The sequence below is a fragment of the Clostridium chrysemydis genome (assembly GCF_015234215.1).
Classification (GTDB): domain Bacteria; phylum Bacillota; class Clostridia; order Clostridiales; family Clostridiaceae; genus Clostridium; species Clostridium chrysemydis.
On sequence record NZ_JADEKP010000006.1, the window covers coordinates 48,798 to 69,510 of the forward strand.

Below are 20,713 nucleotides of genomic sequence, written 5' to 3' on the forward strand. Positions count from 1 at the left end.
CTTAAAACTATTTTTAAAAATCCACCAAAAGCTATACTTTTAGTGGATTTTTATTAATTAAAACTTTATTTGTGATACTAATTTATATAATTTATCTTTATTAGTTTCAGTTACAATATTATTTCTAAAGTCATCATCAATCAGCTCAGTTGCTATTGCACTTAATATTTTTAAGTGATTTTCTGCACCGTCTTCTGGTATTGTAAGTGCAAATGCAGTTTTTATAGCTTTGCCATCTAATGAATTCCACTCTATGCCATTTTTGAATTTTATTAAGAACACCCCTGGTTTTATTACTGTTTTATTTTTGCTATGTGGAATCGCTATTCCATCATTAAAACCTGTTGTTGCCTCTTCTTCTCTTTTCCATAATCCTTTGTAATATTCTTCTTCACTTTTAACGTATCCGTGTTTTTTAGCTATTTTAGCTATAAATTTATAAGCTTCGTCTTGAGTTTTTGAATTTTCATCTACATATATATGAGTTTTATCAAATACATCTTTATTTATAGAATTCTTTTCTTCTATAACTTCTGTTATATTTACTTCGATATTCTTGTCAGTTTCATATTGTAATTCGTCATCCATCTTATTTTCTGGTACTGGTTTTCTCCAGAATCCAATAATTAACGCTGTAACTAAGATACCTGCAGAAGTACATAATATCCATGTTATAAAAGGAATAGGTTGTTCTATATATCCTATGAAAGTTCCAAGTGGAGAACCTATACCTCCGTAGAATTTACATCCAGTTAATCCTACAAGACCTCCAGCTAAAGCTGAACCTGCAACTGATGCTGTAATCATTTGAACTGGGTTTGATGCTGCAAAAGGTATTGCCCCTTCTGTAACCCCTACTATACCCATACCAAAGGCTGAACTTGCTGATATTTTTTCTTCTTTAGTGAACTTGTTTTTAAATAACATTGACGCAAGCCATATTCCAAGTGGCGCTACTGATATTGCAGCTTGTGCTGCTGTTCCTGGAACAAAGTTAGCATTTTGAATACCAAACTTAGCTACAGTATCTGTAAATACTGCTGTTCCAAATATTAAAGCTGTCTTATTAACAGGACCTCCAAAGTCGAATCCTATCATAGCTCCAATAACTGCTCCTACTATAAATGGTGCACTTGAATAAGTATCATTTAAGTAAGTTAAACTGTTATATAACCAGTCCATAAGACCTGCTATAGGACCACCTATCATATAAAGTACAATTATAGTTATTACAAAAGTAGCTATTAAAGGTATTATCATAATTGCTAATAATGGTTGTAAAATTTTTGGCCACTTTAGTTTCTTTAAACCTTTTACAAGGTATCCAACTATAAATGCAACTAATATTGCTGATATAAATCCTCCGCCTGTTTGGGTTCCTAAAAACTCTGGATCATTTGCTAAATATGCACCTATCATAGCTGGTGCTATAGCTGGTTTATCAGCTATTGAATTTGCAACAAATCCTGCAAATAGAGGAATCATAAGTTTAAATCCAACTTGTCCTACTGCAAAAAGTTTTGACATTAAATATCCTAACTGAGTAGATGTATCAAATCCCCAGTTTACGATCTGTCCTAAATCATTTTTTTGGAATGCAAATATATTAGCTACTGCTAAAAGTAAACCTGCTGCAATTACCATAGGTACCATATAAGATATACCACTCATTATGTGAGTTACAAACTTATTATCAGTTTTTCCTAAAGTGACTTTCCCAACTTTAGTTCCCTTTGCTCCAAATATTTCTCCCTCATTGAAAGCTTTTTCTATTAAAGCTTCTGGATCTTTTATTGCATCTATTGATTTTGCAACAAACACTTTTTTCCCTGTAAATCTCATTAAATCAATACTGATATCTGCTGCTACTATTACTACGTCTGCTTCTTCTATTTCTTTTTCCGTTAATACATTTTCTGCTCCTATAGAGCCTTGTGTTTCAACTTTTATTTTATAACCCTTTTTATTGCCAGCTTTATTTAAGCTTTCTGCTGCCATATAAGTATGTGCAATACCTGCTGCGCAAGCAGTAATCGCTACTATTTTTTTATTCATTTAAAAGCACCTCCCGTTTACAATTCTTAGTATGCACCTATAACGTTTTCATGTAAATGTTTTTAAAGCCTTTAGATTTAGCTTTCTAAAATACTTTTTTCTTTGAAAGTACTTTCAATTAAATATAAGTTTACTATGTATATTTAATTTTTTTTGAAATTAATTTCATATAAGCAAAAAAGATATCACACAAAAGCCAGTGTGATACCTTTTAAACTATCTATTTTAATTTGTCAGTTACATCATTATACTTTGGCATAAACCCTTCATATATATTAACTTTTACAGGTTTTGCACCCTCACTCAAATCTATCTTTTTACAATCTATTTTTCTTATATTCATATTAAAATAATCTTTATAATAAAACTCAAAATTTGTAAGATCTTTTGCAATTGTTATCTGACTTAACTCACATATATCTTCTTTTTTAGATAATAACAATCTATCTCTACCGATAGATTCTATAGCTTCTTTTGGCACTTTATGCCTACATATTCCTGGAACAATATCAAATGAATTTAATATATGGAAAGCAGTATCTATTGCTTCTTCTTTATTTTTAGCTTTGTTTGCGCATAATTGATAAAATGCTGCTCTTATAAATCTTGATGGCGGTGTCATATCACCTGGTAATCCTAATTGACCACTTCCTTGTCCTGTTTGATAAAGTACAAATCCATCTATATCTACTTTTTCTATATTATAAGGTGATAAATTTATATAATTTTTAAAATTAGTTTCATGGAAGCTAAACTCAGGACTATTAGTCATAACCCCTAATTTATTATCGTAAATTTTAACTTTCCCATCTATAATTTCTATAACTATCGCTTTTCCACTCTTATCATTAACTTGATAATGGAACGGTTCTATATTACTTCCTAAACTTTCCCCGCAAATAACAATATCTTTAATTCCTTCTTTAACTTCATCAACACTACTAAATAAACTTAAAATATAATTTGGTAAAGTTAGATTAGTTATTGCTTTACTAAAATCATTAGTTTCCTGATATTTCGCATAACCTGGGAAATATAATCCTTGAACTGAGAGTCCTTCTTCATTAAATCCATCTAATGCCACGTTTTCTCCTGTCATCATTTCACCATCGATACCTATAAATCCATACTTTGTTTTCCATTTTAAGCCTTTAGGTTCTGTTATAAATCCATTTAATTCACTTCCTCTTGGCATACTAAAAACATTACTTTTTATTATTACTCCAAATTCATTCGTTCTTGCAGTTACTACCCCACCATCATATTTAATAGTTATATTTGTACACATATAAATCTCCTCCTCATCTTTTACTTTCAAAAATAAATTAGTCTTTCGTATTCTTCCCAATAAAATATTTAAATACCAATAATTGTTTTATAAATTATAATCCTTTATTTGTAATTTGTAAATATAATAAAAAAGTAGCATTCCTTTTATGAAATGCTACTTTTTTTACTTCTTTTTATTATTAAAACTATAAGTATAATTCCAAGTACAACCCCTGCTAAAGATACTAATTGAGCTATTCTAAGCCCAAAGAACATAAGACTATCCGTTCTTAATCCTTCTATAAAAAATCTTCCTAAAGAATATAGAATCATATAAGACCCTATAACTACGCCTTCGTACCCTCTTTTTACTTTATAAAGTATATAAATTAAAACTACACAAACTAATATATCCCATACTGATTCGTATAAAAACGTAGGGTGATAATACTCTCCGTTTATATACATCCCTCTTTGAATAAAGCTTGGAAAATGTGAAATAAATTTTTCTGATACAGGCCCACCGTGAGCTTCGCTATTCATAAAATTTCCCCATCTCCCTACCGCTTGTGCAAGTATTATTGATGGTGCAACTAAATCTGCATAAGCTAAAAAGTTTATCTTTTTAACTCTAGTATATATAAATGCAGCTAAAAACGCGCCTATAAGCCCTCCGTGTATCGCAAGTCCTCCGTGTCTAATATTAAATATTTCTAGTATGTCTCCTTTATAGTCACTCCATTCAAATATTACATAATATAATCTCGCTCCAATTATAGCGCAAGGAAAAGAGATTAAAAATATATCTATCAGAACTTCAAAGTCAAGCTTCTTTTTTATAGCATTTATATATGCTAATCCAAAAGCTAGCATTATTCCACAAGCAATTAATATCCCATACCACATAACTTTAAAATTTCCTATTTGAAATGCCACTGGATTGTTCATAAGTCTTCCCTCCTTAGATAGTTTTTTTAAATATATCAGATTTTTCTAGTAGTTAAATTAATTTATTATTACTTTTAAGGCTCCTCTTTTCTTCTCTCATCAAAAAATTTAGTTATAAGTCTACTACAATTCTCATCATACAACCACTCAACGTTAAGACTAGTGTTTAAATATCTGTTATTTATAATATCTACAACAGAACCACAAGCCCCCATATCTCTATTAAACGTTCCAATGTAAAGTTTAGATATTCTACTTTGAATTATTGCACTAGCACACATAGGACAAGGTTCTAAAGTCACATATATTTCAGCTCCATTTAGTCTCCAATCTCCTAAAGCCTTACAGGCATCCTTAATTGCGATAAGCTCAGCGTGAGCTAAAGGATTTTTCAAAGTTTCTTTTAAATTGTGTCCCCTACCAATAACTTCTCCATCCCTTACAATAACAGCTCCAACAGGGACCTCTCCCTTATCGTAAGCCTTCTTGCCTTCAATAATAGCTAAATTAATAAATTCCATTTTATCTCCCCGAATTTTTATTTGTCATTATATTTCTACTTTTATATTTTAACTTAATACATGCCTTTTAGGCAAAATAAAAAAAGCCCATAAAATTATGGGCTTTTTATCACTTTTTAAGTATAAATTCTAACTCTTTTTATTCTGTTTTTATCTATTTCTTCTACTACAAATCTAATTCTATCTATTACTATCTCTTCTTTTTCTTCCGGAATTCTACCAAGTTCATCTATAAGAAGTCCTCCTACAGAATCTATCTCTTCTGATTCCATATTGACTCCTATAAGGTCACTTACGTCTTCAAGTCTTGAACTTCCGTCGACTATATATTCGTCTTCTTTAACTACTTCTATCATATCTCTTTCCCTATCGTACTCGTCTTCGATTTCGCCTACTATTTCTTCAACTAAATCTTCGATAGTAACTATACCAACAGTTCCACCGTACTCGTCTAACACGACAGCTATATGATTTCTTTCTTTTTTCATTTCGTTAAATAGATCTGTAATCTTTTTAAATTCAAAAGTATAGAAAACTTCTCTCATATAATCAGAAACCTTAAATTCACCTTCTGTTCTTTCAGCTATTATAAGGTCTTTAACGTTTAAAATACCTACTATATTATCTATAGTGTCTTCATAAACTGGTATTCTTGAGAATTGGTCTTCTTTTATAACTTTAAGAATCTCATCATATCCATCATTTATATCTATGGCTGAAATATCAACTCTTTGAACCATTATGTCTTTAACTTGAGCATCTGCAAAGTCGAATACGTTGAAAATCATTTCCTTTTCAACATCTTCTAAAACACCTTCTTCTTCACTAACGCCTACCATAGTTTTAAGTTCTTCTTCTGTGATAAAAGGTTCTGTAGCCTTAGGATCTCCACCAAACAGTCTAATAAAAAGACTTGAAATAGCAGTAAATATGAAAACAAAAGGCTTAAAGAATCCAACGCAGAATCTAACAGGCTTACTTACTTTTAAAGCAACTGCTTCTGATTTTTGTTTTGCTATAGATTTTGGAGTAATCTCTCCAAAAATAAGAACTAAAACAGTCATTAATGCAGTTGAAATAGCAATAGCTGTATCACTTCCACCTGAAATACTAATAGCAAGTGATGCTGATAGCGATGATGCTCCGATATTAACTATATTGTTTCCTATTAATATAGCTCCTAAAAGTTTGTTAGGATCTTCCGTTAACTTTTCAACAAGTTTTGCTCCCTTAACTCCTTCATCTACCATATGTCTAATTCTTATTTTGCTAAGAGACATAAGAGCAGTCTCAGACATTGAGAAAAACCCTGAAAGTATAAGTAATATTACTAATAATATAATTTGCCCCGTATAACTAGAGTCCAAATATAATCACTCTCCCGTAATTTAACATGTAATTTATAACATTTATTTTAAAATTAATTATATCATATACTATTATATTTTTATATGTTTGTACACTATATCTAATTCAAGTTATACCAGTTATAGGAATTTAACTTTTATTATTTAATTCATACTCTCTGTAGCTAATTGTAGCTTTGATTTTTACTTTACTTTTTTATTATTGCCAAAAATTATATATTAAATTCAAATAAATAAACACTTTATTCTTTGTTAAAATTTTAACTCTATTCGTTATATTTGTTAATATTTTAACTATTAATTTTATATTATATATTCAAACCCCCTTAACCCTAGTGAAATAGCTATTTTATTGTCGAATTTTGATTTGTTAAATAATTAACCTTATTTTATTATTTTACTATATTTTCTTTTAAGTATATTTAATGTAAATTTATATATTTTTATACATTTAAATAAAAATAGTTTTAATCATTCCTTTCTTCCTCTGTTTTTAAAATATAGATTATAAAAAATAAAAAAATTTTATTTTTTACTTAATAATAGATTTTTACATAAGAAATATTTTCAGATTTCTTTTTTCGCCTCATTTAATTCTAAAGTTAATTTATCCACAACCCCCTCTAAATTATTTTCCCCATTTTGCTCTATAAAATCATAATTTTTTAATCCTATTTCCTTAACCTTCTCTATCCAAGAAAGTAACCTATCTCTATTTAGTAAATTTTCATTATAAATTATAGTTATTTGTGATAAATTCAAGTTAACTATAACGTCTTCGACTCCTTCTAAGATCTTTAGAGCATCTTTTAAATATGTTTGATAAAACATATATTCTTCAGGGATTTTTTCTAAAATATCTAATTTAACAGTTAACATCCCCCTTTTTGATTCAACTATTTTAATTTTTGCTAATTTTGAAATTATAAATTTTTTAAACATACAAAATTCTCCTAAAATTATATTTATATATTTTATGGAATAAAATGGATTTTTATGTTATTATACTTTAAATCAATTCTTAAAAAGGGGGACTTAAATGACGGACAGAAAAGAAATTTCGTTTAAATCTTTGCTTTCAGAAAAGCAATATTTAAAAAATTTAGCCGGGGCTACAATAACTCGTTTCGGAGATGGAATAGATACTATAGCTTTTGCATGGTTAATCTACGAAATTACAGGCTCTAAATCTCTGCTTGCTATAACTTTTGGAGTAAGTGGTTTGCCAAATTTAATTTTTGGAATGTTTTCCGGAGTTATTACATCTTATTTCCCAAAAAAGAACACTATTTTTCTTTGCGATATATTAAGAGGAAGCTTAGCTTTAACCATTTCAATCTTATATTTTTCAGGTAATGTAACTACTTTTCACATTCTTTTAGTTACATTTTTAAATTCTACTTTAGAAAGTTTTAGGCACCCGCCTTCTATTTCGATAATGCCACTTATCTTAAAAGAAGAAAAAATAGACTTAGGTCTTTCTTTTAACGCCTCACTTACAAACGCAAGCCAAGTTTTAGGGATAGCAATATCCCCTATTATTTTATCCTTATTTGGTATAGGAGGAGCTTTAATAATTGATTCTATAACTTTCTTTATCTGTGGAATAATAGTATTTTCACTTAAATATAAAGATGACTTTGTAAACTCTAAAAAATTAACTTTAAAGTCTGGGATTTCTGATTTTAAAGATGGTTTTAAGGTTCTTTTAGGAAGCAAATTTTTTATAAATTTATGTGTTTTTGCAACTATAATTAATGCTTTATTTGTTCCTATAAGTTCTTTTTCGCCAGCATATGTAGCTGATTTAGGGCTAGGTCCTGAAGGGATTTCTATATTAGAAACACCGCTTTTAATAGCGATGACTGTTTTTGCTTTATTTGTTCCAAAGCTTAAACGTAAATTTGGTGGGAAAAATATTTTTATTTTAGGCGGGTTTATTTTAGGAGTGGTTTACTGCTTTTTTTCAGTTATACGCTATTTTAATTTCCCAGAAATATATGTTTTATTAGCCTTAGGTGGCTTTATTATGGGAGGTGCTTTAATAACTATAAATATCCCCATTCAAATAGCTATTACTACAAAGATAGATAAAGAATATTTAATGAGGTTAACTTCAATTTTAGGATCTTTATCTCAAGGGATAACTCCAATAGCTGCATTTATATTAGGCGGAGTGGTAGAATTTATAACTATAGAGCAATTATTTTTAATATTCGGAGTAATTACATCTATTATTTTCTTACTTCAAATATTTAATAAAAATTTAGATGAGTTAAATTAAAAAAAGTGGCAAAGCCACTTTTTTATTTCCCATCATATTTTTCTTTATCAAAGCCTATAATCTCACCAGTTTGTGCATTAATTTTAATATCATACTCTATATTATCTTTTAATAAGCTTCCTTCATATTTAGGAATTTTATTTTCTTTATCTAATTTAAATTCTAAAAATTTTCCGCCTCCAACTTTTTTAAGCATAATATCTTTAGCCTTATCTTCAGAGATTACTTTTACATTTGAATTATTATTTTTGTTTGGTTCAAAGTCCTCATCAAACTGAATTATTTCCCCAGTTTTTGCATCTATTGAAAACTCATATTCTATATTTTCTTTTAATATTTTTCCGTCATATGAAGGAGTTTCATCCTCTTCATATCCAAACTCTACAAGATTTCCATTTGGAACTTTTTCAAATATAATTTCTTTAGCGCGCTCACCGCTTATAGTTTTATTTTTGGAATTATCTTTATTAGAATTTTGATTATTATTTATGTTTTGATCTATAGTTATTTCTTCGTCTGTCATTAAAAGTTTTTTATCGTGATTTCTAGTAAGGATATAAGTTATACCACTAAATACAACTCCACCTATGATTATCCCGATAATTATACCTTTTGCGTTTTTCATAAGTTCACCACCTAAATTAAAATTAAATCCTTATGTTTAATTTTACTCTTTAATTTAGAATTATTCATAACCATTCTTTAAACAGTTTCTATACAAATATTAAACTTATTGTCTTTAATTAGCCTTTTTGAAAAATCACTATAATCATACTCTAAATTATTTGGTCCATCATATATTTTCCCATCTAAATGATAAAAAACATAATCAGTAACCTTAAAATTATCTTTTTCTTTATAAGGAATGCTTGTCATCCCCTTAGGCGAAGTTACCCTTACGCAATCGCCTTTTCCCATATACTCTTTCATCCTCTTAGAACTTTCAGAAGATATAACTTCAGTTACAAATTCATTTCCTGTAATATCTGAAATCTTTTTTGATAACTTTTTATACCCCCTATCTTCTAAAAATTCCTTAAAAGAATCAAAATCCCCTGTGCAATATCCTTCTGATTCAAATAAATATAATTTATTTTCACCTTCTGTAAGTATCTTTAGTTCTCCATAACCTTTAGTTTCCATTATTATTTCTCCTCCATATAACACCTGTTATATACCATTATATATCATAAATAATATTTTTTAATTAAACTACAACCTTCACATAAAAATAGATCGCTAATAACAATTACTCCAATATATCCATATATAAAGTTATCTATTTACGAGTAACTATCTACCATCTATAAATTTAGAAAAAGAGAGGTTAAAACCTCTCTTTTTCTAATTATTATATTAATCCTTTCTCTGAAAAATAATCTATCGCTCTATCATAAGCTCTATCTATTTTATCAAGTTCCTCATCATAATCATTAGTTTCCCAAAAATGTGGGTATTTCTCGCTAAATGAATTATAAATTTCAGTTGCTTGACTAAAGTTAGAACACACTATAAATTTCTTATAAATTTGTTCTTCGGTTAAATTTAATTTAGGTTTTTCAGATATTTTTCTTTTTTTCTTTTCCTCTAATTCTTTTTCTTTTCTTTCTTTTTCCCTTTTCTTTTCCTTTTCTTTCTGTTCTTCTATTTTACTCTGTCTGTCCCTTTCTTGCTGTTCTTCTTTATCTTTCTGCTTATTTTTTTCATTTTGCTCATCCTCTGATTCCTTGTTACTAGTTTCTTCTTTATTTAAATCTGAATCACCAACAGTAACAGATGATTCACTTGTTTTATCAGTCAATTCTTTATTATTATTTCCACAGCCAACAAAAATCCCCAGAGTCAATAAAAGCGTTCCAATAAATGCTATTTTTTTCATAGCTCCCTCCTAAAATACTATATTCTACTATATATTAGAATATAGTATCCATTGATGTCAATCATTTCAATTTTTATAATTCAAATTCCAAATTATTAATATAAGCCTCTCCATATCCTCTATATTCTCTTTTATTATTATCTCTAAAACTTATATATAAATTTTTCTATGTTTATCTATATTTTTATATAATCTCTTAATTTTATTAACCTTAATATTTTTATAAAAGCTGAAACTAACAAGTAGATATATCCTATTATTTTTAAATTAAATATCTCAATTAAATTTATAACAATAAAACTAGATATTATATTACTTAAAATATAAAAATAAAAATTATATTTTTCATAATCTTTATTATATTTAACTGAAGCTGCTTTTAAAAATATAAAATTCAATAATAAAAAAATACCTATTGAACTTAAAATATCAATAAATATTACTAACAATAAATATATTACTCTATCCATGCTTTATCCACAGTTGCTAGAACAAATACTTTAAAATAAGTAATTAATTTATCCAATAACAAAACTTTTTTCATCCTAACTCCTCTCATTTGTATTATATTTGCAGAAATATTTTACCAACTATTGTATTTTAATACAATAGTTTCATACATTGCAAATAATCTATTTAGACAATACTACCTATAAATCTACAAAAAAATTTCATTAACCCACCTGTCTCCTTAAACTCAAACAAAAACGGCTAAACCATAATGGCTTAGCCGTTTTCTTATTGCTTGTGGCACTCCCAACAGGAATCGAACCTGTATCTATCCCTTAGGAGGGGATTGTTCTATCCATTAAACTATGGGAGCTTACCTATTAAATTTTATTACTTATTTACTCTACTGTCAAATAATTCTCTATAATTTATCCTATTTTTTTACAAAACAAAAGCAGTTATAAAACTAATCTTTAGTTTTATAACCGCTTTAATATAATTTTAAATCTTATTGTTCTACGTTTTTCTTAACTCTAACTACACTTACTATAGTTGCTAAAAGTGGTGCCGATGCTGCTATTGCTGCACCTGATAATAGCCACTGTGTTTTAGTTAAAGTTGTTAAACTAAATATTTCACGTCCTATAGGAATAACAAACGCTAAAGCTACTATACCTATCATAGAAAATACTAAGAATATTTTAAATGGTGTAAGTGGTAATGCAACTTTAAATAAAATTATCATACTTACTCCAGCTAACATAAGAACTGCTAAAGTTCTGCATTGTTCTATCGGCACTCCGTGTTTGTAAGGTATTATAAACCCTAAAGAAACAAAGGTTGCTATAAGTATTCCGTTTGGTAAACTAGCTGTAAGAATTCTTCCTAAGAATCCTTTTTTAACTCTATTTTTATTTGGTAATAAAGCTAAGAACATAGCTGGTATTCCTATAGCGCAACTTCCTATAAGAGATAATTGAATCGGCTCTATAGGGAATGGCATTAATAATACTGAGAATACCACTGCAAGTATTATTGAGTAAGTTGTTTTAGATAAGAATAATTGTGCTACTCTCTCTAAGTTGTTTATTTGTTGTCTTCCTTCTGCAACTACCTTAGGAAGTGCATTAAAGTTAGATTTCATTAAAACTAATTGAGCTACTGCTTTAGTTGCATCAGATCCGTTTGCCATAGCTATTCCGCAGTCAGCTTCTTTTAAAGCTAATACGTCGTTTACTCCATCACCTGTCATAGCTACTGTATGACCATTTGCTTGAAGTGCTTTTACTAAAGCTTTTTTCTGATGAGGTGTAACTCTTCCGAAAATTGAGTATTTATCAACTTCTTTTCTTAACTCTTCTACATCGCTTGGAAGTTCCCTTGCATCTACATAGTTTTCAGCGCCTTGAACTCCAGCTCTCTTTGCAACAGATGCTACCGTTACAGGGTTATCTCCTGAAATAACTTTTACATCCACTCCTTCTTCTCTAAAGAATTTTAAAGTTTCAGGTGCATCCGCTCTAATTATATCTTCAATTACTACTATTGCAGCTTTTTCTGTATCTAAAATAACATCGCCTTTAAATGAAGTCATTTTTGATTTTACTAAAGCTAAAACTCTTCTTCCTTTTCTAGCCTCTTCTTCTACTTCTTCTTTTATTTCATCGTATCTATTTTCAAGTACTATTTCTGGTGCTCCTAAAATCCAAGCTCCCATATCTTTTACTATTATACCTCCCCATTTTCTCTTTGATGAGAAAGGCATTTTTTCTATTATATCTAAATTTGAATCTTCTTTGTATTTGTCTAATATAGCTTGTTGAGTAGGGTTTTTACTCGGAAGGTTATGAGATATACTAGCTAAAACTTTATCTATATCTTCTTTAGTAAATTTATCTGAAACTACTTTTGTTTCGTGTAAATTTAATCTTCCTTCTGTAACTGTTCCTGTTTTGTCAACGCAAAGAACATCTACTCTTGCAAGTACTTCTGTAGCTGAAAGCTCTTGAACTAACGTATCGTATTGTGAAAGCTTTATTATTGCTACTATAAATGTTGCACTTGTAAGTAATACTAAACCTTCTGGTACCATTCCTATAATACCTGAAACTGTTCCTAAAACTGCTTCTTGCCAACTTGCTTTTATAAAATAAAGTTGAGTTGTTGCAAGTAATGCACCTATAGGTATTATTAAGAATAATAATATTTTTAATATTTTATTTAATGAATTTTGTAATTCTGAATTTGCTATCTTAAATTTTCTAGCTTCATCTGCAAGTTTTGAAGAATATGTATTAGAACCTACTTCTTTAACTTTCATATATCCATCACCGGCTACTACAAAACTTCCTGATAACATCTTCGAATCCTTTGTTTTATGTATCGGATCAGCTTCTCCTGTAAGCATAGATTCATCAATCTCTATTTCGTTTCCAAACTCTAAGTATCCATCAGCTAAGATTTGATCACCTGTAGTTAAATATACTACATCGTCTTTAACTATTTCTTCTACGCCAATCTTTTTGATTTTTCCATCTCTCATTACTCTACAATGAGCTTCACTTATAACTGATAAACTTTCTATTATTTTTTTAGCTTTAACTTCTTGAACTACACCAATTAAGCTGTTTACTACTATAACACCTGCAAATATAGCATTTTTAGGCGAACCAGCTAAAATAACTGCTGTTGCTAATACAAGATTAAGCGCATTAAACATCGTAAAAAAGTTTGACCTTAAAATTTGTCCAAAAGTCTTTGAAGGTGCTGTAGGTAACTTGTTAACCTCACCTTTTTCAACTCTTTCTCTTACTTCTTTGTCAGTTAATCCATAAATCTTATTATCTAAAGCATCCTTTTCTATAGATCTACACTCCATACTTTTGCTCCTTATTACTTTTTATAACATATATACATTGTAGTTGATTAATCTTAATATACTCTTAATTTTAAAATAATTATTGTTTAAAATTTTATTATGATATCTTAAAATTCCCTAAAAAAATTTCTTTTTATTGTTTTTCCCAAGTATTTTATACTTTATTAATTCTATTTTTACTTATCTCTATCCTCTTTTAATATTTAAAGATTTATAATATACTTTTCTATAGACTAATATTGAGAGGATTTGATTTTATGTTAAGAACTATATGGTTCTATTTTGGAATTATTTTTAGTTTGATACTATCTCTTTTTGGATTAATAAAAATTAAATATTACGAAGCAAAAGGAAGAGATAAAGATAGAACTTATGCCATCTACAACCTAACTTCTAAGTGGGCTAAAATGGTTATGTGGTTTAGTGGTTCAAAATTAAATATACAAGGCGTTGAAAACATACCTAAAGATGAAGCAGTTTTATTTGTTGGAAATCATCAAAGTAACTTTGATATACCTATAGTTATGTCAAGTATTCCAGAGCCTCGTGGCTTTATTGCCAAAAAGGAACTAGAAAATTGGCCTATAATTAGCATGTGGATGAAATATATTAATTGCGTTTTTATGGATAGAAGTAATATGAGAAAATCAGCAGAAGCCATAGTAACTGGTATCCAAACTCTAAAGAGCGGATATTCTATGGTTGTATTCCCTGAAGGAACTAGAAGCAAAGGAAAACCTGTCGCAGAATTTAAAGCAGGTAGCTTTAAACTTGCACTAAAATCTAAAGTTAAGATAGTACCTATAACTATCGATGGTTCTTACAAATTACTTGAGGCAAATGGCGGAAAAATCAAATCTAGCGATGTTAATTTTTATATCCATAAGCCAATAGATACTAAAAACTTATCAAAAGAAGAAATAGCAAATCTTCATACTATAGTAAGAGATATTGTAGTTTCTAAATTACCAGAAGATTTAAGATAAAAATAAAAGCACCGAGATTTCTCTCGGTGCTTTTATTTTTTTATTTAATATTTGAACCATTATTTTTAATAACTTCTTTATACCAATAGAAACTATCTTTTTTGTATCTATTTAAACTTCCAGAGTCAGTTTCATCTCTATCTACATATACAAAACCATATCTTTTTTGGTAACCGTTAAGCCAGCTTAAAAGGTCAGTAAATGACCAAGTGCAGTATCCTAAAAGTTCTACTCCATCAGTTATAGCTTCCCTGCAAGCTTTTATATGTGCCTTTAAATACTCTATTCTATACTCATCATGTATTTCTCCATTTTCAAAAGTATCAAAAGCTCCAAGCCCGTTTTCTGTTATTAATATAGGTAAATTATATCTACTTGTAATTCTTCTAAGTGCTACTCTTAATCCTTCTGGGTCTATAGTCCAATCCCAATCAGTAGTCTCTAAGTATTTGTTTTTAACAGTCTTATAAACTCCAGGAATCCCGCTATCTTTAGTAGTTCCTTTTTTACCTGATGTATTAAATGTTCCAGAGCCTACTCCATCTTCTAAAGAATTTTCTTCATAATTTGCTGTTTGATAATAATTTAATCCCATAAAATCAGGTTTCCCAAGCTTTAATAAGTCCATATCCCCTTCTTTTATAGTCGGTGCTAAACCTTCTTTTTCTAAATATTTAAATGCTAATTTAGGATACATTCCTTTGCAGTAAATATCTAACCACCAACTTGAATTTAAATCTTCTGCATTTTCTGCAGCTAATACGTCTTCTGGGTTTGGAGTATTATAATAAGCTGGGCTGTATGCAAAGCTAGGTCCAATTAAACCGTCAGTTATTATATCCCTAAAAGATACTATAGCTTTTGCATTAGCTAAACTTGCTATATGATTAGCTTCATACATCCTCTTTAAATTTTTAACAGCTGGTGGGTGCATAGCAAACTCATATCCGAATTTAATAAATATATTTTGCTCATTTAAAGTAACCCAGTACCTTACTCTTCCCTTAAACTCTTTAAATAAAGTTACGCAATAATTATTAAAATCTTCTATTATATTTCTAGATTCCCATCCGCCATATTCATCCATTAAGGCTTGTGGTAAATCCCAGTGATATAAAGTTACTACTGGCTCTATACCATTTTTTAATAATTCATCTACTAAATCGCTATAAAACTTTAAGCCACTCTTATTTATCTCTCCTTTTCCATTTGGAAAAATTCTTGGCCAACTAATTGAAAATCTATATGCTTTAAGCCCCATTTCTTTCATAAGAGCTACGTCTTCTTTATATCTATTATAATGATCTACTGCTATATCTCCTGTTGTTCCTTTAAAAGTAGTTCCAGGTATCTTAGTATATACATCCCAAACTGATTTACCCTTACCGTCTACTTCTGAAGCTCCCTCAACTTGGTACGCAGCTGATGCAGATCCCCATAAAAAGTCTTTATTAAAATCATCTAATTCATTATATTTCATAAATTCCCCTCCGTTTACTCATTCTATATTTAGACTTTACCACACTATTTTTTAAATTTGCATAGATATAAAAATAGAGTTACAAATAACTATATTTAGTTATTTGTAACTCATAAAAAACACCTTGTAACATAAGAATTTAAACTCTAAGGTTTATTATTCCGCCTTCTTTTGTTTTACTAACTTCTGAAATCTTACTCTCTACTTTTTTGATTTCGTTTTGAATGTTTTTTATTTCATTGTTAGTATTTTCCTCAAATGAATTTAATATGCTACTTAAATTTTTTAAAGTAGCCTCTAATCCATCTTTAATGTTTTTAAGAACATCAATTGAGTAATCTTTATTCTTTTTATCGTTTATCTTAAAATTTTTATCTAGATTTTCTTTTAGCTTTTCTATCTCTTTTAATGATTCATCTAAACTTTTATCTTTATCTTTCTTATCTTTACTGTTTAATGTCTTTTTAAACGATTTATCTAAATCATCTACATCTATCTTCTCATATTCCATATCCATATCTTTTGATTTATAAGAATCTATAGCCGTATTTACCTCACCTAAAATACCTTCAAAATCTTTTATCTGACTTTTGATTTTTAGAGTATATTTTTCTTTATAATCTTTTATTTGATTTAAAGACTTTTTTAGCATCTCTTTTTGCTCTATTAAAGCTTCGATGGCTCTTATTTTACCTACATTAAAAAGTGCAGATTTGTTTTTGCTCGTATTTTTGTTATTTTCTAAATCATTAAAAAATATAGCACTAGTTACTTTTGATGAATTATCTACCCTATTAATCATCAAAACAATCTCCCCCTTATTTAAAAGGCTTAGTTAAAGATGTTTTCTATATTTTAACTATCGTTTAAAATAATCCCTTATTTAGGAAAGAAATTAAAATTTAACTTTTAGTCAGTATTTATTTCCCAAACTTTTCTTCATTCATCTTTCCTATTTCCTTAGAAAGGTTTTCAATAATATAGATAGCTGGCATCTGAGAAGTTATATCGCTATACCCTAAAAAATTATCACCTGGGTGATTATACCCTTCTTGGCTTATATAATAATTAATCGTATAGTCCGTAAGTTTTGAAATCGTACTTGTTTTTTTATTTGTTATACTTATAGTTTTTATCCCCATCTCTTTAAGCTTTTCAGAAACTTCTATTAAAGAAGCATTTTCTCCCGATGTAGATAATATTATAGCAACAGCTCCTTCAAGTGCCTCTAAATTAAAAGGGTAATAAGGATCGTCAATACTTAATGCAAACTTATTAAAATGAGCCATATATTTTGCTCCGTAAGTTGCTATAGCACCAGAACTTCCAGTCCCTATAAAAAGTACTAGTTTGCTATTAAAAATAGCCTCTTTAGCTTCTTCTATACCCTTTTTTGCAAGTGGTATATTTTTTATAAATTCATCTATAATATCTATCTCTCCAAGAGTACTTTTATAGCTTTCTGTTTTAACTTCTTTTTTTAAATTAACCTTAAGTTCTGAAAAACCTTCAAAGCCTGCCTTTTTACAAAATCTTAGTATAGTTGTAGTAGATACGTGAAGTTCTTCTGAGAGTTCTCTTATAGTCATAAAGACAACCTTATCTCTATTTTTTAAAATATATTTATAAATAGAGATATCTATATCTTTAAGCTTTGTTACATCTATATTAAACATTAAAATTTCCACCTTTCTCTTTAAGTTTAATTTTACATTTCTTTACCTATTTATAAAAGAATAAGCTTACATTTTTTATAATTTATATTTATTTTTTCCTTGTCAAACGAGTATTTATTTCCCAAATTTTATTTTATCAAAGAAAGTCAATATCAATATAAAGAGTGACATAAAAATATCATTTTCTATATTTTTCTACTATTTACAATATTTATTATTAGGTTTTGTCCTCCTTTTTATCTTGTATTTTGTCTAAATCAGTAGTTTTTTTCACTCTTTTTATCTCTTTTACAGCTCTACCTCTAATTTTTGTATTTTGAATAACTTATATATTGGTATACAATATATAAGTATCTGATTTTTTTGATTTTAGGAGGTTACATTTTGTCAAATTTAACTAATAACAAAAGAAAAGCTATACTTTTTATGATTACAGCCTCTTTCTTTTTTACAACAATGAACTTGTTTGGTAAGCTAGCGTCTGGAGTAACACCTTACCAAAAGACATTTATAACAAATGTAGTTGCTACCTTGATAGTTTCTATAATAATTTTAAAGCGAAAAGCCTCATTTTTTGGCCAAAAAAAGAATAGGAAATATCTTTTAATTAGAGGAATAATGGGGACTGTCTCTATTTGTGCCTTTTATTTTTCCTTAGATTATCTATTATTATCTGATGCGACTATGTTAAATAAATTGAGTCCATTCTTTGCAATAATTTTTTCATTTTTATATTTAAAAGAAAAAATAACTGGAAGGCAATTAATCTTTTTACTTTTAGCCTTTTTCGGAAGTATTTTTGTAATAAAACCACACTTTGATTCATCAATAATCCCATCTTTAATGGGTGTTTTTGCTGCACTAGCTGCAGGGCTTGCCTACACTATGATAAGGGTTATAGGGACTTCAGAGGACTTTTTTACAGTAATTTTATCTTTCACAGGAATTGCAACTATAGTTTGCCTTCCTTTTATGTTCTTTAACACTGAAGGTTTAACTTTAAGAAATGTTATTTATATGATTTTAGCTGGTATTTGCTTTATGCTCGGACAAGTATTTTTAACTTTAGCTTATAGAAACGCACCTGCTTCTGAAATCTCAATGTTTGATTACATCGGGCTTATAATAGCAGCTATTTATGGATTTGCTTTATTTAGTGAAATTCCAGATTACCTATCAATCATAGGTTACATAATAATAATATTCGCCTCATTCTGTAACATACTTTCAAAAAACAAATAAAATATTTGACATTATAATAATTTGGTGATAGTATAATTTACAAAAGAAGCGTATTTTGTTAAAGATTGGAGAAAGTTATGGAGAGGTTAATAGATTTTATCTCAAATAGAAAATTAAATAATTATTATTATAACTATTATAGATAGAATTTGTATTTATGAATCTCATAGGTGCAAATTCAGCTTTAAAACTGTTTATGCATCTATGATGGTTTGATTTTTTATGACTTTTTATAGTATAAAGCCACATAGATAAACTATGTGGCTTTTTTGTATCTTAAACCACGTAGTTTTATAAATTACGTGGTTTTTTTATTTTTATATTAATACGCTTTTGTAGGATATGTAGTACAGGAGGATTTCATTATGAAAAGAGAAAAATTTAGTAAAGTAGGATTTGTCCTATCGTGTATAGGCGCAGCAATAGGTCTTGGAAACATATGGATGTTTCCATATAGGTTAGGTCAGTACGGTGGTGCAGCGTTTTTAATACCATACTTTTTATTTGTATTTGGACTTGGAACTATAGGTTTAATGCTTGAATTTTCCTTTGGAAGGAAGTTTAAAGGCGGTTCATCTACAGGTATTTCTAAAATATTAAAAGAGAAAAATGTTAAACTTCACGGTTTAATCTCAATAATACCTGCAATAGGTCTTATGGGTGTATTTATGTTTTACAACGTTGTTGTAGGTTGGATTTTAAAATACTTTAATTTAAGTATTACAGGCGAAATAAATAAGATTAATACAGCATCATACTTTGATTCTTTTATAGGAACTCCACACACTTTAATTTTTAATTTTATAGCAATCATGATTACACTTTTAATAGTTTTCTTAGGAGTTACAAAAGGAATAGAGAAAATAAATAAAATAATAATGCCTGGTTTATTTGTGATTTTTATAATACTTGCAATAAGGTCTTTAACTCTTCCAAATGCTATGGAAGGCGTTAAGTACTTGTTAAGACCTGATTTTTCCTTCCTTTTAAAGCCTGAAACTTGGGTTATGGCTTTAGGACAAGCTTTCTTTACCGTATCACTTAACGGTTGTGGTATGGTCGTTTACGGAAGCTATATAGGAGATGACTTTGATATACCTAAATCAGCTTTTAGCACAGCTATTTTAGATACTTTAGCCGCACTTTTAGTTTCATTTGTTATAATGCCAGCGGTATTTTCTTTTGGACTAAACCCTCAAGCAGGACCTCCATTATTATTTATAACAATGCCAACTATATTTAAATCAATACCTGGCGGAAGCGTGCTTATAGTAGTATTCTTCCTAAGTATATTATTTGCAGCTATAAGCTCATCTATAAATATGCTTGAAGGGCCCGTAGAAGCTCTTATGCAAAAAACAAACCTTTCTAGAGGAAAGGCATCAGTTTTATTATCATTATCATCATTTATACTATCTATACCTTTAAATTTAAGTATGGATAATTTCTCAAACTTTACAGACCTTATGACTATAATAGTTTCACCTTTAGCAGCACTTTTAGTGGCTATAATTTTCTTATTTGTTTTAGGTGAAGATAAAGCACTCGAAGAAATAAACTTAGGCTCTAAATTTAACTTAAGTAATAAGTTTATATTAGTTAGCAAATACCTATTTACCATAACAACTATCTGCGTAATAGTTTTAGGCGTAGCATACGGTGGAATAGGCTAATATTA

General features: G+C 28.7%; 17 protein-coding genes and 1 tRNA gene. 4 read left to right on the forward strand and 14 right to left on the reverse strand.

Annotated elements, in window-relative coordinates:
• Window positions 1-57 precede the first annotated feature (57 nt).
• The 6 genes from INR60_RS13900 to INR60_RS13925 form a co-directional block, all read right to left on the reverse strand.
• Complete coding sequence (locus tag INR60_RS13900) at window positions 58-2,055, reverse strand: fructose-specific PTS transporter subunit EIIC (RefSeq protein WP_194192105.1); 1,998 nt, start codon at window positions 2,053-2,055, stop codon at window positions 58-60.
• A 220-nt stretch (window positions 2,056-2,275) separates the two neighbouring features.
• Window positions 2,276-3,343, reverse strand: coding sequence for a linear amide C-N hydrolase (locus INR60_RS13905; protein ID WP_194192106.1), 1,068 nt, complete (start codon window positions 3,341-3,343; stop codon window positions 2,276-2,278).
• Between the two features lie 146 nt (window positions 3,344-3,489).
• Window positions 3,490-4,272: a prolipoprotein diacylglyceryl transferase gene (gene lgt / locus INR60_RS13910; RefSeq protein ID WP_194192107.1), complete on the reverse strand. Its 783-nt coding sequence runs from the start codon at window positions 4,270-4,272 to the stop codon at window positions 3,490-3,492.
• Between the two features lie 74 nt (window positions 4,273-4,346).
• Window positions 4,347-4,793, reverse strand: a complete 447-nt coding sequence (locus INR60_RS13915) for a nucleoside deaminase (protein WP_194192108.1) — start codon at window positions 4,791-4,793, stop codon at window positions 4,347-4,349.
• A 116-nt stretch (window positions 4,794-4,909) separates the two neighbouring features.
• Complete coding sequence (locus INR60_RS13920) at window positions 4,910-6,160, reverse strand: hemolysin family protein (RefSeq protein WP_194192109.1); 1,251 nt, start codon at window positions 6,158-6,160, stop codon at window positions 4,910-4,912.
• A gap of 567 nt (window positions 6,161-6,727) precedes the next feature.
• On the reverse strand, window positions 6,728-7,102 hold the full coding sequence (locus INR60_RS13925; protein ID WP_194192110.1) for a hypothetical protein: 375 nt from the start codon (window positions 7,100-7,102) through the stop codon (window positions 6,728-6,730).
• A gap of 97 nt (window positions 7,103-7,199) precedes the next feature.
• On the opposite strand from INR60_RS13925, the gene INR60_RS13930 reads away from it, so the two are divergent.
• Window positions 7,200-8,444: an MFS transporter gene (locus INR60_RS13930; RefSeq protein WP_194192111.1), complete on the forward strand. Its 1,245-nt coding sequence runs from the start codon at window positions 7,200-7,202 to the stop codon at window positions 8,442-8,444.
• Between the two features lie 22 nt (window positions 8,445-8,466).
• Here the strand turns inward: INR60_RS13930 and INR60_RS13935 are convergent, their stop codons facing one another.
• The 5 genes from INR60_RS13935 to INR60_RS13955 form a co-directional block, all read right to left on the reverse strand.
• Window positions 8,467-9,069 carry a PepSY domain-containing protein gene (locus INR60_RS13935; protein ID WP_194192112.1) on the reverse strand — a complete coding sequence of 201 codons (603 nt, stop codon included), beginning with the start codon at window positions 9,067-9,069 and terminating at the stop codon, window positions 8,467-8,469.
• A 77-nt stretch (window positions 9,070-9,146) separates the two neighbouring features.
• The gene (locus tag INR60_RS13940) at window positions 9,147-9,587 is read right to left on the reverse strand and encodes a hypothetical protein (protein ID WP_194192113.1); all 441 of its coding nucleotides are present in this window, start codon (window positions 9,585-9,587) and stop codon (window positions 9,147-9,149) included.
• 208 nt (window positions 9,588-9,795) lie between these two features.
• Complete coding sequence (locus INR60_RS13945; RefSeq protein WP_194192114.1) at window positions 9,796-10,323, reverse strand: hypothetical protein; 528 nt, start codon at window positions 10,321-10,323, stop codon at window positions 9,796-9,798.
• Window positions 10,324-11,071: 748 nt separating this feature from the next.
• Window positions 11,072-11,146 (reverse strand) — tRNA-Arg (locus tag INR60_RS13950).
• 135 nt (window positions 11,147-11,281) lie between these two features.
• Window positions 11,282-13,651 carry a cation-translocating P-type ATPase gene (locus INR60_RS13955; protein ID WP_194192115.1) on the reverse strand — a complete coding sequence of 790 codons (2,370 nt, stop codon included), beginning with the start codon at window positions 13,649-13,651 and terminating at the stop codon, window positions 11,282-11,284.
• 257 nt (window positions 13,652-13,908) lie between these two features.
• Between INR60_RS13955 and INR60_RS13960 the strand changes: the two genes are divergently transcribed.
• A complete protein-coding gene (locus INR60_RS13960) occupies window positions 13,909-14,637 on the forward strand; it encodes a lysophospholipid acyltransferase family protein (protein ID WP_194192116.1) in 729 nt (242 codons plus the stop codon).
• A 40-nt stretch (window positions 14,638-14,677) separates the two neighbouring features.
• On the opposite strand, the gene INR60_RS13965 is transcribed toward INR60_RS13960, so the two are convergent.
• The 3 genes from INR60_RS13965 to INR60_RS13975 form a co-directional block, all read right to left on the reverse strand.
• A complete protein-coding gene (locus tag INR60_RS13965; protein ID WP_194192117.1) occupies window positions 14,678-16,117 on the reverse strand; it encodes a glycoside hydrolase family 1 protein in 1,440 nt (479 codons plus the stop codon).
• A 139-nt stretch (window positions 16,118-16,256) separates the two neighbouring features.
• The gene (locus tag INR60_RS13970; RefSeq protein ID WP_194192118.1) at window positions 16,257-16,922 is read right to left on the reverse strand and encodes a V-type ATP synthase subunit I domain-containing protein; all 666 of its coding nucleotides are present in this window, start codon (window positions 16,920-16,922) and stop codon (window positions 16,257-16,259) included.
• Window positions 16,923-17,037: 115 nt separating this feature from the next.
• Window positions 17,038-17,793, reverse strand: coding sequence for a MurR/RpiR family transcriptional regulator (locus INR60_RS13975; protein WP_194192119.1), 756 nt, complete (start codon window positions 17,791-17,793; stop codon window positions 17,038-17,040).
• Window positions 17,794-18,177: 384 nt separating this feature from the next.
• Between INR60_RS13975 and INR60_RS13980 the strand changes: the two genes are divergently transcribed.
• Both INR60_RS13980 and INR60_RS13985 read left to right on the forward strand, forming a co-directional pair.
• Window positions 18,178-19,035 carry a DMT family transporter gene (locus INR60_RS13980; RefSeq protein WP_274380449.1) on the forward strand — a complete coding sequence of 286 codons (858 nt, stop codon included), beginning with the start codon at window positions 18,178-18,180 and terminating at the stop codon, window positions 19,033-19,035.
• Between the two features lie 362 nt (window positions 19,036-19,397).
• Window positions 19,398-20,708, forward strand: a complete 1,311-nt coding sequence (locus tag INR60_RS13985) for a sodium-dependent transporter (RefSeq protein WP_194192147.1) — start codon at window positions 19,398-19,400, stop codon at window positions 20,706-20,708.
• Window positions 20,709-20,713 lie beyond the last annotated feature (5 nt).